A 16,371-nucleotide genomic window follows, 5' to 3' on the forward strand; every position below is an offset into this window, starting at 1 on the left:
GTAGGACCCCATGCTTTGAACTTGGCATTGGATTCCTTAGGCACGCCCGATCTCTAACGCATACAATGCCCGCAAACTGGTACCCCCCCGATTCAGACAGACAGTAACATGCCAGATACCTCGCATACCAACTCCTCTGCCACGCCACCTCTGCTAAGCCGAATCGGGTCGGGCATCAGTAGCCTAATTGGGCGATTCTGGGTGGTGGCACTCGTTTTTGGCCTCGTGTGGTACTTAGTCGCAGGAAGGGCCCCGACAGTAGAGCTTGAAGACGGACGCACAGCTCCCGACTTTACGTTAGAGTCGCTTGAGGGAACGCCTGTTCAGCTTTCAGACTACCGGGGGCGTGTTGTGGTGCTTAACCTGTGGGCTACGTGGTGCGTAACGTGCAAGCAGCAGATGCCTGGTTTTGTAGAGATGCAAGATGAGTTTGAAAGCCAGGGCGTGCAGTTTATCGGGCTATCGGTAGATACCAATGGAATGGAGGTCGTGCGTGCCTTTATTGAGGAGCAGATGCCCGTAAACTACCCCATTGTGAACAGTCCGCGCGTGGCGTCGCAACAGTACGGTACTACGCGCGGAGTGCCGCGCACCTACATCATCGACCGCAGCGGCACCATTCGATACGAGCATACCGGATTGCTGCTGCCGGGCGATTTTCGTCCGGTGCTACAGGCTGTGCTGCAAGAGGGAGCGGTATCCTGATTGCGCACGTCGGGCGTCCTCTGTTTAGCATGTTGCATCCGTCCTGGGTATAGAACCCTGTGGAGACGCGCCAGTGGCACGTCTCTACAGAGTCGAAATATCCTAAGGGTTAGGGCTTCCCGTCACGGCGCCACCAGTTCCATATCCGGCAGCGACACCGCATCGTGAGGCAGGTTGCCACGGTAGGAGCGCAGGTACACGAACGGCGTCTGATGCAAGAAATTGGACACGCGGCCCGTGTACACATCCGCGTAGCGCTCCACCTGACGCGCAAACAGGCTCTTGTCCTTGCCGGTGCGCATGATCGGGCCCCAGTTCTCGTTGCCCAGCTGCCCGGCTGCCTTCGCCAGCGGCGCAATCTGTTTATCCAGCTCCACCAGCTTCTCGCGCAGATCCACCATCTGGCGCTCCAACTGCTTCGGATTGCCCTGATCCTCGGGCTGCCCGTAGCCCTTCCGGATGCGCTGTACCTGCAGGCGCATCTGCGAGTACTCATCCTCCAGCTCATTCTTCTGCTTCATCAGCGAGGTAAGCTTTTTCTGCTCCTCGTGGAACTGCTGAAACGCCTCAATCTCCTTCTCCAGCTCGCGCACCACCAGCGCCGTGCGCCAGCGCAGCACCTTCTTCGTGATGTTCACATCCACAAACAAGTGGTCGCCCACGTACAAGATCTCCTCCCCCGCCAGGCCCAGCGTCTCCTCAACCAGCGAAGCATTCGCACCCACATACACCGCATCTTCCGCAAGCGGACCGCCCGTGTGCTCACGCAGCATCCCATCGTCCGAGACCACTCGAAACGCGGGCATGCGCACTGAAAAGAAATCCGGCTTGCGCGCGCCCACAATCGAAATGTCGAACAGGTCGCTCCACGTCATCTCGCCCGGCAAGTACGGGTTAAACACGTAGTCGAGCATCGGCTGCGCGTACGACCACTCCGAGTTCGTAATGAGCAAGAGCTTGCGCCCCGCCATCTTCTGATCGAGTAAGGCCAGCGGCATCTCCTCGTCCACATCCACAAACCGCTCGGGCGAGGCCACAATCTCCTTCTTCAGACGGCCCTCCATGTGCGCGGCGTCCAGGGTAGACTGCACCTCCTCGTAGAGCGTGTGGTAGCTCATCGAACCCGAGAGCTTGCCGTCGTCCATCAAGTCCACCAGCTGCATGTACATGCACGCCGCCGAAATCGAAAAGAGCGTGTTCAAGAACTGCCAGCGGTCATCCGCCAGGTCCACCAGAATGCGCTGATACGTCTGCCGCTGCATGTCAAAGTCGAGCGGCTTGGTGCCATGAAACGCGCGCTTCACATAGCCAAACCGATTGGCCTTCACCGCATTGCCGCGCTTCGTATCCAGAATGAGCCCGCGAATCACCAGGTCCGGGTCAAACGACAGGTCGTGCACCGGCCATCCGCGCTCGCTAAGCCCCTGTTTTAGATAGGAATATGCCTGCTTTTCCCACTTGCGCATGTGGTAATGCACCAGCGTGTAATCCATGTCGTAGCCAATAGCGCGAATGCCACGCAAGTTCAGGGTGCGGTTGCAAAACAAGCCGCGCGTTCCGTTGGACATAAACCGGGGGCAGATAGGAAAGAAAATCAGTCGGACATCCTGTACGAGCCGCTGCCGCGTTTGCTTCGCCACGCAGAAAGCGATTGTGTTATTCTTGCGGTACCCACTCCACGAGCCCCCACAGGGTTGTATCTCGCCTCCAAAACCCGTTGTTTGACACTAATGTCTCTCCAATCCCGCCCCCGTATGCTGCTTCGCTACTGGTTTCGCCTGCTTTCCGAATGGGTTTGCCCTCTGTTTTTTAGATGGATGCACAGGAGCGGCCGTCGCCTGCACATCCCTACCGGATGCCTGCGTCTGCTGCTTATGGTGCTCGCAGGTCTTGGTGCGGCACAGGTTGCTGCTGAACCCGCCCATGCCTCCGGGCGCGGAACGGCACTGCCGGTCGTGGCTCCTTCGCCCGGCATCTCCGCCGATACCACCGAATCCCCCCGCCCTACCGTCAACCACGACGGACTGCTGCGCATCAACCACCCGCTGCACGACTTCCTGGAGCGGCAGCAGACCCTCGGACGCCTGCCGCGTGCGGTGCTCTCGCACAAACCGCTCTCACGCGGAGCCTCAGCCGCTGTCCTCGACAGTCTCGACACGCGCCGCGACATGCTCTCGCCCGCCGAGCAGCAGCACCTCGACCGCTACCAGCGGCGCACAGCGCGTCCGGGCGCAGCCCGTGGACAGCAGTGGGGCGCCTTCGCCAACGGATACGACCTCATCAGCGCACGCGGCACGCAGTACGCCATCCAGGCCACGCCCGTCATGTACGGGGCACTCGGACCCGTGACGCAGCGCAACCTGCCCGGCGAGGCATCCACCGCCTGGCAGGGCACGGTCGGGGCCCGCACGTACGGACGCCTGGGGCGCTACGTCTTCTTTGATGTCGAATCCACCGCCACCCGCGAACGTCCGCCTCGCGTCGATTTTAACACACCGGGCCGCCCCACCGCGCCGCGCCAGGGCAAAGTCACGCTGCATGGCGACACCTACGGCTACGCCGATGTGCGCGGTGTCGTGGGACTGCGTACCCGTTTCTTCGAACTGCGTGCCGGACGCGACCGCAACCGCTGGGGGCCCGGCACCGGCTCGGTGATGCTCTCGAACTACGGCCCTGCCCACAATCAGGTGCAGCTGCGTACCACCGTGGGACGCGTGCAATACACCAACCTGTTCTCGCGCTACGCCGCCCCCGCTGGTCCGTCTGCTCCCGATGAAACGCCCGACTTCAGCCGCCGCCCGCGTAGCTACGGGGCCACCCACCGGCTGGCGCTGCGCGTGTCGGATCGGGTCGAACTGGGCGCGTTCGAGACGATCGTCTTCGCGCCCGAGCGCGATTCCACCGTAAATCGGGGCGGATTCGACGTTGCCTACCTAAACCCGATTGTCTTCCTGCGCGGCGTAGAGCGCGAATTGGGCAGCCCCGATCGCGCACTCGTAGGCATCGACGGGGCGTGGACGGTGATGCGCGGCCTGCGCCTCTACGGGCAGTTTGTCCTTGATGAGTTCGTAGCCAGCGAAATTGGCAATCAGTGGTGGGGCAACAAGTGGGCATGGACGCTCGGCGCGCACTGGGTGCCCCCTGCGGTGCCGAATCTGTCCGTGCGTGGCGAATTTGCGCGGCTGCGTCCGCATATCTACGCGCACACGTACGTCCCGAACTCATACGCGCACTGGGACGACGGACTGGGGCATCCTGCTGGACCCAACAGCATCGACATGGCGGTGCAGGCGACCTACGACCCGGCCAGCGCCTGGCGGGCCGGATTCAACGTGGCGTACACCCGCCGCGGACGCAACACCGACACCGAAAACTTTGGCGCCGATCCCACGCGCTCTAACCAGACGCGCGTGCGCAGCCGGGGCGTGACCATGCTGCAGGGCGTGCGTCAGAACCGGCTCATGGGCGAGGCGCACATCGGCATGGAAGTGCTGCCCCAACTGGTGCTGGAAGCCGCCGTCCGCGCCGAACACACCACCGATGCCGCGCGCCCCACCACGACGTACGTAACGCCGCACGTAGCCATCCGCTGGGGGCTTCCGTTCCAGAGCCTGCGGTATTGATGGTTCCCCACTCCAGGATCATTGGAAACACCTGGCGCCGACGTCTCCGGCGGGGAGGACGGGGGCGAACGGAGGACCGTTCGCCGCAGTCAACGTTTTTACCAGAAGGCCATCACTTAAGGTCTATCCACTACCGAATAGACCTGTCAGATCGTTGCCATCAAAGCGATCCGTGCGCATTGCAGCAAAATAATGGAGCAAGCGCCGGGTCTCGCCATCCGGTACGACCAAGAACACACACGGGGGCTGCATCCGTTGTGCGATGCGTCAGTACATGAACCCAGGCACGTCGCTCTGCCTCTCGTCGCATGGCACAACAGGCATGACCTACGGCCCCTCCGCCGTGCGACGCAGACTGTTCAGGGGCTCTGCCCCCGTTCTAACTTGGCCTGAACACCGCGCAGGGCGTCTGCTGCGCTCCCAGTCCTCGGCTACAGGTCGCTAAACACGTACTCCAAGGGGAAGATGTCCACAGGATCACGCCTTCGGCGAAGCCTGCCACCGACGGTCCCCCGTCGGCGGATGGAGACGGACGCTCCTGCGTCCGAGCAGATGTTGGATACACGACAAAACAATGGAGCAGGCGCCGGGTGTTGCCATTCGGCACAACCAAGAACACACACGTAGGCTGCATCCGTTGTGTGATGCATCGGTACATTGGTGCAACGTAAGGCTGCTCGCATCCCCCTGTACCAATAAGCACAAACCCAGCGCTTCAATCTCACGCCGCGAGCAACACAACCATAACGAAACCGGAACCCGGAGCGCCCCGTGCGTTCGTATCCTACAGGACTGGAAGCGCTTTCGGTGAGGTTAGACTGTACGCTCACCCGTCGTGTGTCTTTTGCGCCAAACCGACTGATGTATTATGAACGGCACTACGCTCTCTCCAGAATCGTCGGCCACGGCTCAACAGGCCGAGCCGATTAGCGCGTTCGACATCTTTAAGATTGGCATTGGGCCCTCCAGCTCCCACACCATGGGGCCGTGGGTGGCGTGTGCAACGCATGTGCGCGGGCTGGCCGATGCCGGTCGCCTGGAGCAGGTCGAGGCGCTCTCGATTACGCTCTACGGCTCGCTCGCCAAGACCGGCAAGGGCCACGGCACCGACAAGGCCCTCTTGCTGGGCCTGCGCGCCGACGATCCCGAGCAGATTCCCGTCGATCAGGTGCAGAAACGGGTGGATGCGATTCGGGATCTCGGATGCATTACGCTGAATGGCAGCCACACCATTCCCTTCGTGCCCGACGACGACCTCATCTTCCGGCGCAGCGAAACCAAGCCGTACCATGCCAACGCGCTCACCATTCACACCACCTTTGCGGACGGCTCCACCACCGATGATACCTACTATTCGGTGGGTGGGGGCTTTGTGGTACACGAGTCTGAAACCGACGAGAACCGCAGCCGTGCCGACGACGTGACGCTGCCCTATCCGTGTGGCACGGGCGAAGACCTGCTGCATCACTGCGCCCAAACCGGCTGCCGCGTCTCTGAACTCGTGCGCCGCAACGAGCGCGTATGGCGCGCCGACGATGCCATCGACGCCCGCCTGATGCAGATCTGGCGCGTCATGAAAAACTGCATGTATCGCGGCTGCCACACGGGTGGCGAACTGCCCGGCGGGTTGCAGGTGACGCGCCGCGCCGTGCGGATGCATAAGGCATTGCAGGATGCGCACAACCTGCCTGACTACGACGATGCCGACAGCTGGATGAGGTCGATTCGCGCCGCCGACGACCGCTTCCAGACGATCTTGAAGTGGGTGAGCGCCTTTGCGATTGCCGTCAACGAAGAAAATGCCTCGTTTGGGCGCGTGGTTACTGCCCCCACCAACGGCGCAGCAGGCGTTATTCCCGCCGTGCTCATGTATCACCTCTGCTTCAACGAGGGCCGCGAAGCCGACGTACCGCAGTTCCTCTTGACGGCTGCCCAGATTGGCAGTCTGTTCAAGCAGCGGGCTACGATTTCTGCTGCGATGGGCGGCTGTCAGGCCGAGATCGGCGTCTCCTCGGCCATGGCCAGCGCCGCGCTCACCGAGTGCTCGGGCGGCGACGTGGAGCAGACGCTCATGGCCGCCGAAATCGCCATGGAGCATCACCTGGGCATGACCTGCGACCCGGTCGGCGGACTTGTACAGGTGCCCTGCATTGAGCGCAACTCCATGGGCGCGATCAAGGCGATCACCGCCAGCAACATTGCGCTGGAGAGCGACCCGGCCCACGCCAAAATCTCGCTCGACACCGTCATCCAGTCGATGTGGGAGACCGCGCGCGACATGAACAGCAAGTATAAAGAGACCTCCGAAGGCGGCCTTGCTGCGCAGATCCCCGTGAACGTGACGGAGTGCTGAATAGGTGGGGAGTTCGGCACATTCAGAGCCCAAAGTAAAAAATCAAAACAGGCTCTCAAAGGCCGTGGCGGCAGGCGGTCTCGTTTTCCCGTTGCGTTGCACATCTCGTACCGAAACCATATCGAAGCACACCGAAAGCAAGCGAAACAGGCGATACATCGCATATCTATCTTGACGCTACCTTCTTGTAAGCGATTACATTAAGATAATGTTAAAACACCATGGTTAGATATAAGAAGAGTAGGGAAGATCAAGAGATTTTAGCAAATAAGGACGAGTGCATTTAGAGAGAGGCGAAGCGTATCTTGCGTTCTAAAACCCACCTCAGCGCCGTAGAATGTCGATTTTAGAAAGAGATAACTGTTAGAGACGAAAGTTAATCAGTTCGTGACGCGCAGATTTGCGCGGAAGAGAGTTGGTGCGTCGCATCTCCAGAGAGCAGCTTCAGAAATAAGTGGCGAACCCCACTTGACATCGTGCGAAGCGCTTCCTATACATGTAAGCGCTTACATGACGAAACTATTACCACCAGCCTTCCGACTTCCTGTGGCGGCGACAATCTACGACATTGCGGAGCGGGCGAACGTGTCCACGGCTACCGTGTCGCGGGTGCTAAACAAGCCCGCAGAGGTGAGCGCCGCTACGCGTAGTCGGGTGCTGGAGGCGGCTCAAGCGCTGAACTACCAGCCGCACGCCTCGGCGCAGAACCTGGCGCGGCAGCACACCAACCATATTGCGGTGGTGGCGCCGGTGGTGGCCAACTACTTCTACATGAACGTAATGCGCGGCATTCAGCATGTGCTGGCCGACCGCGAGTACGACCTCATGATCCACGTGCCATCGCATCCGGAAGACATCGACAAGCGCTTGAAGAGCGCCATTCAGCCGGGGCGTAGTGACGGCGTAATGCTGCTTTCGACCCCGCCCAACGAGTCGTGGGCCGACCGCATCAGAGACGTAGGGCGCGCCACGATCTTGGTGGATGCGCATCATCCCGACATTGAGTCGATTGCGGTGGATAACGAGCGCGGTGGATACGACGCCACGCGCCACCTTATCGACCTGGGGTATGAGCGCATTGCCCACATTACCGCTGATCCCGAGCCGCCGCCCGCCACGCAGCGCCGCGAAGGGTACGAGCGCGCCCTGCGCGAAGCCGGGCGCTCCGTTGACAAGGCGCTGATTGCGGCGTCGGATGCGCTGCCTTTTGCCTTCGCTGAGAAAGGGGGCTACCAGGCTATGCAAGTGCTTTTGAATCAGCGTCCACGTCCTGGTGCTGTGTTTGCGGCATCGGACATGCAGGCGCTGGGGGCGCTCGACGCAGTCGAAGAGGCGGGGCTCTCAGTGCCAGGCGACATTGCCATTGTTGGGTTCGATGATACGGACCTAAGCCGCTTTGCCGGACTGACGACGCTGCGTCAACCTGCAGAAGCGATGGGGCGCCGTGCCACCGAGGCGCTGCTCCGCCACATTGAGCACAAAGATCAGCCGGTATCGAGCACGGTGTTAGCCCCGCAGCTTGTGGTGCGCAGCACCTGCGGAGCCGCTGAATCCCGCTCGGCAAACGGGCGGGCAGCCTCTGCCGACTCGGAGGAAGCGCTTGCGCCCTGAACACTTGAAAGCAGCATCCCCCATGAAATTGACAGCTAAATGAACAGCCTGCCGACTACATAGCCTGCACGGCTCCCACTTTACCCAAAACCCCAACGTATTTGTATGTCTAACAACAAACACGGTCTCATGCGACGTAGACGCTACCCCTATCTTCGGTCCGTAGTGATGATCGCTTGCCTGGTGCTATGGGTTGGAACGGCTTCGGCCCAGGACCAGCAAGAGATCAGCGGTACGGTGACCGATGCTTCGAATGGTGAGCCCTTACCGGGTGCCAACGTGACGGTTGTCGATGAGCCCATCGGCACGTCCACCAACGCCGACGGCGAGTACTCGCTGGAGGTCTCGGCCGAGACCGAGATGCTCCGCGTTTCCTTTATCGGATACGAAACCCAGGAAGTCGAAATTGATGGGCGCACGACCATCGACATTGCCCTGGCCCCCTCCGAAGCGCAGCTTGATGAGGTGGTTGTCATCGGGTACGGCACGCAAGAAGAGCGCGATGTGACGGGTGCTGTAGAGAGCGTGCGTACCGAAGACTTCAGCCAAACGCCTACTGTGAGCCCCGAAAACTTAATTTCGGGCAAAGTGGCTGGGGTGCAGATTAGTGCAGGCGACGGCTCTCCCGGAGGCGGCAATCTGGTTCGCATCCGTGGCGAGAACTCGTTCAGTGCGGGCAACGATCCGCTTTATGTGGTTGACGGGGTGCCGATCGATAACGGCGGTAACCGTGCACAGCGGAATCCGCTCAACTTCCTAAATCCGAGTGACATTGAGAGCATGACGGTGTTGAAAGATGCATCGGCGACGGCCATTTACGGGTCGCGTGGTGGCAACGGTGTCATTCTCATTGAGACGAAGCAGGCGAGCGAAGACGAAGGCCGCATTACCTATGACGGTTCCGTTTCAACCTCGGTGATCAACGATCGCGTAAGCATGATGGGGGCCGAGGAGTACCGCAACGTGGTACGCAACGATGGGCCCAGTCAGGCGATCGATCAGCTTGGACGCACGAATACCGACTGGCAAGACCTGGTAGAACGGCAGTCGTTTAGCCAGGAGCACTCGCTTAGCTTTGCGCGCGGCTATGAAGATTCCGACTTCCGCCTCTCGCTTGGCTATCTCGATCAAGAGGGTACGTTGCAAGGCTCCAGCACCGAGCGTATTAGTCTCTCGTTCAACTACAATCAGCAGTTCTTGGACGATGCGCTGAGTATCACAGCCAACCTGCGCGGTTCGCAAACGCAGGATGACTTTGAGCCCGGCGGCATGGTCGGCAACGCGGCCAGCTTCAATCCCACGGTGCCGGTGCGTGACGTAGACAGCCCATTCGGCGGATTCTTTGAGTGGGACGACCAACCGCTGGCAGAGGGAAACCCACTGGCTCAGTTGGTGCTTTCCCAAAATGAAGGGCAAGCCCGTCGCAGCCTCGGTAATGTTGAGGCTGAGTACCGCTTTCCCTTCGTAGAAGGCTTGAGTGCTCGCCTGAACGTAGGGTATGATGTGCAAGAAGGTGAGCAAGTCTTCTTTGCGCCGACAAACTTGAAGGAAGAGGCTGATCAGGGCGAAGATGCAGGAACAGTAGAACGTGCTAACTTCACGCGTACGAACTCGCTGCTCGATGCGTACCTGACGTACGACAATGAGTTTGATGAGATCGATAGCCGCTTCGACATCACGGCGGGATACTCGTATCAGGACTTTATCTCTAAATTCCCTGAGTTCACTGCGTTCGCGCTCGACAATAACATCTTCGGCGGGAGCAGTACCGGACCGGCTTCTGAATCAGAAACCTTCGTAGACGTGGTGCCGAACCGCCTGATCTCAGGGTTTGGTCGCATCAACTACACATACGCCGACCGTTACCTGGCCACCTTTACGGTGCGTCGCGACGGCTCCTCGCGCTTTGGTCCAGCGGAGCAATGGGGTACGTTCCCCTCAGCTGCTTTGGGCTGGCGCGTGGACGAAGAATCGTTTATGGATGATGTTGACTTCCTGTCGAGCTTGCGCCTCCGCCTGTCGTGGGGAATTACGGGTAACCAAGAGATTGGTAACTTCGGCTTTGAGCCGCTCTACACGCCGGGTGATGCCCAGTCGCAAGTGCAGTTTGGCAACCGCTTCGTTACTACGCTGCGTCCCAGTGCAGCTGATGAAGGCCTGAAGTGGGAAGAGAAAACGACCTATAATGCAGGAATTAACTTTGGCCTCTTCGATGAACGCTTCTCGGGATCCGTTGAAGTGTATCGCGAAGACACCGATGACCTGCTGCGTGTCATTCCTGTTGCAGCTGGAGCCAACCTCAGTAACCAACTGCTGACTAACATAGGGGAGGTGCGTAACCAGGGCGTAGAGACCTCGCTTGACCTGTCCATCTTCCGGGAAGGAGACTTTACGTGGGATGCACAGTTCAATGCTGCCTACAATGAGAACGAAATCCTCAAAATCTCGGATGACGAGGACTTTGAAGGGATCGAAACAGGCGGCATCTCAGGCGGAACCGGAAACAACGTCCAGATTCTGCGTGAGGGCGAGTCGCTGGGTACGTTCTTCCTGTACGAGCAGGAGTACGATGAAAACGGCGATCCGATCTTCTTCGAGCCTGGAAGTGAAGACTTCCAAGATAAACTCGACAGTCGCCGCCCGGTGGGCAATACCAGTCCCGATTGGGTGCTGGGCCACACATCGCAGTTTGCGTACCAGAACTTCGATGCCAGCATTTCGCTGCGCGCTCATATTGGCAACGACGTGTACAACAACAACGCGTCGAACTTTGGCCACTTGCAGCGCCTGACAGACGTGGTTGCATCGAACCTGCACACGTCGTACAACGAGACCGGCTTCACGCGTCCGCAGTACTTCTCGGACCTGTACCTGGAAGACGCCTCGTTCCTGCGTCTTGACAACGTATCAGTGGGCTACACCGTGCGTCAGATTCCGGGCGTCAATCAACTGCGCGTGTATGGCACGGCCAGCAATCTGCTTACGATTACGGGATACGATGGCCCCGACCCGGAAGTGAACGGCGGTATTGATAACAACCTGTATCCGCGTTCCCGCTCCTTCACTGCAGGCGTGAACCTGCAGTTCTAACGCGCATCTGCTTCTAACACGCATGCCCTCACACAACCGGACTCCATTATTATGTATCGAGCATTGAAGACTCCTTCCCGATTACTTCTCATGCTAACTCTGGCCACAGCCGTGCTGCTGGCCGGGTGCACCGACGTGGGCGTTGACCCAGAGAGCGACGCAAGCGCCGAAAACGTCTTTACCGATGATAGCTCTTACGAAGCCTACCTTGCGAAGCTGTACGGCGGCCTGAACATTACGGGTCAGCAAGGACCCGCTGGCAACGGCGACATCGGCGGCATTGACGAAGGCTTCTCCCAGTACATGCGCATGTACTGGAGCTTGCAGCAACTGCCAACCGACGAAGCCATTATCGCCTGGCAAGATGACGGCATTGAGCTGCTGAATACGCACACTTGGGACGAAAACAACCAGTTTGTGCGTGGCATGTATGACCGCATCTTCTTCCAGGTGTCGCAGTCAAATGAGTTCTTGCGTCAAACTACGACTGACTTGCTTGAAGGACGCGGAAACAGCCAGCAAGTGATAGAGGAAATGCCCCAGTTCCGTGCCGAGGCCCGCTTTCTGCGTGCCCTTAGCTACTGGCATGGCATTGACCTCTTTGGTAACATTCCGTTCGTAACCCAAGAGTTTGAGCGCGGCGCCGAGCCTCCAGAGCAAGCCACACGCGAAGAGGTCTTTAACTTCGTAGAGGACGAGCTGCTCGCAATTACGGGTGAAGCCGGTGACACCGAAGAAGTGCTGCCGCCTATCGGCGATGCCGAATACGGGCGGGCCGACCGCGGAGCCGCCTACATGCTACTGGCCAAGCTCTACCAGAACGCAGAGGTCTATATCGGCGAAAGTCGCTCTAACGATGTCGCCGAGTATACCTCCCGTATTATCGACTCAGGGGCGTACAGCCTGGAGGAGGAATACCACAACCAGTTCCTCGCGGATAATGAGTTCTCGCCAGAGTTCATCTTCGCAATCCCGCATGATGGAGAGCGCACGCAGCACTTTGGCGGCACCACGTTCCTCGGCAACGCTGCGCTGGGCGGGCAGGCTGACGACTTTGGCCTCTCGGGCTGGTTCGGCTTGCGCACGACCAGCGCTGTAGCCAACCGTTATGATTCCGATGACACGCGTCCGATTTTCCCGAATACAGCGGGAGATCAGTTCATCCAAGAGGGGCGCTCGAAGGAAATTACCGACATCGCTGACTTTGGCGGAGGTGGTGGGTACATCGTGCCGAAGTATCAGAACGTAACCTCGCAAGGCGAGCCAGGGCCGAACAATACGCACTCAGACGTTGACTATCCCGTCTTCCGCCTGGCCGACGCATACCTCATGTATGCTGAAGCAGCAGTGCGTGGCGCCGGCGATCTTAACCGGGCCGCCTCGCTGGTGAATGAGCTGCAAGAGCGTGCTGGCTTGCCGAGTGATCTTACAGCCGATGACCTCACGCTCGAGTTCATCCTCGACGAGCGCAGCCGCGAGTTGCTTTGGGAAGGCCACCGCCGCACCGACCTGATCCGCTTCGACCAGTTTACGGGCACCGACCTCGACTGGCCATGGACGCAGCGCGAGAACTTCTCGTCAGAAGACTTCCGGAAGCTCTTCCCGCTGCCTGGTTCGGAGTTGCGCGCCAACCCGACGCTGGAGCAAAACCCGGGCTACTCTTCTGCTGAGTAGTACATACGTCACTACGATGCTCAGGGCCTGCCTGTACGCAAGGTGCGTGTAGGCCCTGGGCACCAGTAGCGTTACCAGCCTCCCACCGTTTCACGTTGACTTTCCACAGTACTCCCTCTCCGATATGAACCATTTGGCCACACGATTGCTCGGCGTGGCGCTGATGCTTGTTGCAAGCATCGCGCTCGTTGGGTGCGACGATGAAATCACAAGCGTTGAAGATGTCGATATTCAGCCCAGTATCGACTTTCCTGGCAGTGTAAGCCTGACGCTGCTTAATGCCGACAGTCAGGCAGATTTCTCGGTTTCGTACCAAGGACTCGACGAAGTACCTACCGCCCAAGGATCAGGTGATCTCGTTGTCGAACTGGCTGATGAGTCAGGCTCGGCCAATCAGGGCGGCGAACGCCAATGGACCGTAGGCTATGACGGCTCAGTGAGCGGGGTAGCCGAAGAGACAATCACGATTACCACGCAGGGTGAAGGCGAGACGATCGAGGAGGAGGTGGACGTTACCATCAGCCCGTTCATCATCCAAAGCGACTTCCAGCCTGAATTCGTTGTCGTTGAAGATTATGAGGCAGAATTTGTCGATCAAGAAGGCGAAGACAATCCCGTGTCGCAGCGTCCGGTAACAACTGAGGGTGGAAGTGACGTCACGGTGCAGAGCGACCAGGTGTCAGAAAACACCAACGGCGCAAATGCCGCGCAGATCGACGCGGTTGCAGGCGGAGCCGTTACCATGGAAAGCACAGTGAGTGCACCCGGTGCGGATCTGTTCACGTTCCTGGTACGCTCCCCCGACTCGTCGTTCGACCTGACTCTCACCTTCGTCGAAGAAACCGACAGCGGTACCACCGAGCACACCATTGAGGTGCCGATCTCAGAAACGAGTGCCTGGCGCCAGTACGGCATTGGCTTCTCGCAGATTGGAGAAGACTTCGATCCGGTGGCAGCCCGCGCAGGAGGCAGTGGCTCGCTGCAAAGCGTAAGCCTGTCTACGGATGCCGACGTGTCCTTCCAGGTCGACGAGTTTATGCTGGGTACGGAGCAAGGGCCCATTGCCGAGATCAACGACTTTGAGACGACGGGCAACGCCTACATCACGTTCAGCGGTGCCAGCTACGGCTTCACCGATCAGGTGGCCGATAATGCATTGGGGGCCCGCGCCCGCGATCTTGCAAACGTGAACTTCTTTGGGTACAACCAAAACGGTATTCGCATTGCAAATGGGAGCGAAGGCGTGCTGAAGTTCCGAATCGGCAACATTGAAGAAGCCACCGACTTGCGCGTCTTCTTCGAAACCGATGCGGGTGATGACGATGGATTTGGATTCGATAATGGTCCGGTGCTCTCGTTCGAAGCAAGCGAGGGTTGGCAAGACGTTGAAGTCCCACTCAGCGACCTCGGTGAGGACCCTGGTGCCATTGCGAATGGCCTCACCAACGTGGGCTTTCAAGTTGAAGGAGGAGGCAGTGGTTTCCTCCTTGACGACATCCGGATCGACGCCACCGGCAACTAACCCTTCAAGCGGATACCTCCGTTTGTAGGCTCCGGTGAAGCGTGCGCGCAGCAGGTAGGTACCAGGCCTGCTGCGTGCACTCTTTGCGGAGCGGAACAAGTACTACACCGAACACAACCATGCCGCATAGACGGCGGTAGCGGTTGACAGAGCGCTGTGCTCTGCATCCCCATATATCCCAATATCACGTTCTTGGGCCTTTTCAATTGACCCGTCCTGTCGCTATGCTGTCGTCTACGACTTCTCGTGCTGTCTCTTTCATGCTTGTCCTTGTCTTGTGGGGCGTGGCCGCTGTGGGGGCGTATGCGCAAATCAGCACCGACCCTGCTGTGCCAACGGTTAACAACCCGGTTACGGTGCAGTTTGATGCGTCGGATACCCCCCTGGCTGGATTCAACGGCGACATCTATGCGCACACGGGCGTAACCACCGACCAGAGCGATCCGGAGTGGACCTGTGTCAAAAACCACTGGCCCACCTCCGACGATTTTTCTGGAGAACGTGCGGATACGCGTCTCACAGAGGTTGGTGATGACCAGTACGAGCTCGACATCGAGGACATCCGCGCCTATTACAACGACAACGAAACCGGCTGTACCCTCGGCGAAGATGAGGTCATCCAGACAATGAACTTCGTCTTCCGGGATACGGACGGCGAAACGCAGACCGACGATCTGATCGTCGAACTCGGTGACCCCGATGCTTCACTCTCGCTGGCGATTACGAATCCGCAGGTGCCGGATCTGAATCCGCTCATTGTGGATAACGGCGAAACTGTCACCATTGAAGCCGAAGCCGTCGAGTCGGGGGAGGACCTGGAGGAGATGACGCTCTCGCTCGATGGCGAGGAGCAAACCTCCACCACCGAAACCACGCTGTCGTATCCTCTAACCTTTAACAGCTCGGGCACGCGCACGCTCGAAGTATCGGCGCGCGGCACCAGTGGCACAGAGCTTTCCGAGGGATTCGATGTGGTGGTAGCCCCTGAAGTGGCAGATGAGGCACGCCCCTCTGGCATCGAAGACGGCATCACGTACAACAGCGACACGTCGGTGACCCTCTCGATGTACGGACCCGGGAAAGAGCACGTGTACGTGATCGGCGATTTCAACGACTGGACCGTCAGCAACGACTATGCGATGACACGCGACCCGAACGGCGAGGAGTCGGGCGGGCAGGAGCACTGGTGGATCACCATCGACGGGCTGGAGCCTGGGCAAGAGTATCGCTTTCAGTACCTCGTGGATGGTGAGATTCGTATGAGCGATCCGTTTTCGGCAAAGGTGCTCTCGCCTGAAGACAGCTTCATCGAAGACAGCACGTACCCGGATCTCATCCCGTATCCTGACGACGAAACCGAGGGCATGGTCTCGGTGCTGGAACCCGCCCAGCCGGAGTTTGACTTCAGCGAGTTCGAACGGCCCGACCCCGATGAGCTTGTGGTGTATGAGCTGCTCCTGCGCGATTTTGTGGAGGAAAGCACGTACAGCACCCTCACCGATACGCTCAGCTACCTCGATAACCTGGGCGTGAACGCCATCGAGCTGATGCCGGTCTCGAACTTCGATGGGAACCTGAGCTGGGGCTACAACCCAAATCATCACCTGGCGCTCGACAAGTCGTACGGTCCGCCCGAAGACTTCAAGCAGTTCGTAGACGAAGCGCATCAGCGCGGCATTGCTGTTATTCTGGACGTGGTGTACAACCACGCGACCGACCGCTCGCCGCTCATTCAGGTGGGCGTAGACGAGCTGCGCGGCCCGGGTCATGCGTTTAACGTGTTCAACCATCTG

At 59.2% G+C, this 16,371-nt stretch carries 9 protein-coding genes; 8 read left to right on the forward strand and 1 reads right to left on the reverse strand.

Annotated elements, in window-relative coordinates; translation table 11 throughout:
* Window positions 1-108: 108 nt before the first annotated feature.
* Window positions 109-705, forward strand: coding sequence for a redoxin domain-containing protein (locus R6U20_RS02330; RefSeq protein WP_410336261.1), 597 nt, complete (start codon window positions 109-111; stop codon window positions 703-705).
* A 122-nt stretch (window positions 706-827) separates the two neighbouring features.
* On the opposite strand, the gene R6U20_RS02335 is transcribed toward R6U20_RS02330, so the two are convergent.
* Window positions 828-2,273 carry an HAD-IG family 5'-nucleotidase gene (locus R6U20_RS02335; protein ID WP_410336262.1) on the reverse strand — a complete coding sequence of 482 codons (1,446 nt, stop codon included), beginning with the start codon at window positions 2,271-2,273 and terminating at the stop codon, window positions 828-830.
* A 306-nt stretch (window positions 2,274-2,579) separates the two neighbouring features.
* Between R6U20_RS02335 and R6U20_RS02340 the strand changes: the two genes are divergently transcribed.
* The 7 genes from R6U20_RS02340 to R6U20_RS02370 all read left to right on the forward strand — a co-directional run.
* Window positions 2,580-4,328, forward strand: a complete 1,749-nt coding sequence (locus tag R6U20_RS02340) for a hypothetical protein (protein ID WP_410336263.1) — start codon at window positions 2,580-2,582, stop codon at window positions 4,326-4,328.
* An 868-nt stretch (window positions 4,329-5,196) separates the two neighbouring features.
* Window positions 5,197-6,681, forward strand: a complete 1,485-nt coding sequence (locus R6U20_RS02345) for an L-serine ammonia-lyase (RefSeq protein ID WP_410336264.1) — start codon at window positions 5,197-5,199, stop codon at window positions 6,679-6,681.
* 510 nt (window positions 6,682-7,191) lie between these two features.
* Window positions 7,192-8,292, forward strand: coding sequence for a LacI family DNA-binding transcriptional regulator (locus R6U20_RS02350; protein WP_410336265.1), 1,101 nt, complete (start codon window positions 7,192-7,194; stop codon window positions 8,290-8,292).
* Between the two features lie 183 nt (window positions 8,293-8,475).
* Complete coding sequence (locus tag R6U20_RS02355; protein ID WP_410336266.1) at window positions 8,476-11,382, forward strand: SusC/RagA family TonB-linked outer membrane protein; 2,907 nt, start codon at window positions 8,476-8,478, stop codon at window positions 11,380-11,382.
* A 90-nt stretch (window positions 11,383-11,472) separates the two neighbouring features.
* Complete coding sequence (locus tag R6U20_RS02360; RefSeq protein WP_410336267.1) at window positions 11,473-13,056, forward strand: RagB/SusD family nutrient uptake outer membrane protein; 1,584 nt, start codon at window positions 11,473-11,475, stop codon at window positions 13,054-13,056.
* Between the two features lie 124 nt (window positions 13,057-13,180).
* On the forward strand, window positions 13,181-14,578 hold the full coding sequence (locus tag R6U20_RS02365) for a hypothetical protein (RefSeq protein ID WP_410336268.1): 1,398 nt from the start codon (window positions 13,181-13,183) through the stop codon (window positions 14,576-14,578).
* 260 nt (window positions 14,579-14,838) lie between these two features.
* A partial coding sequence (locus R6U20_RS02370) for an alpha-amylase family glycosyl hydrolase (protein WP_410336269.1) occupies window positions 14,839-16,371 on the forward strand: 1,533 nt, incomplete at its 3' end.

The sequence above is a fragment of the Longimonas sp. genome, assembly GCF_046498435.1.
In the GTDB taxonomy this organism is placed as follows: domain Bacteria; phylum Bacteroidota; class Rhodothermia; order Rhodothermales; family Salinibacteraceae; genus Longimonas.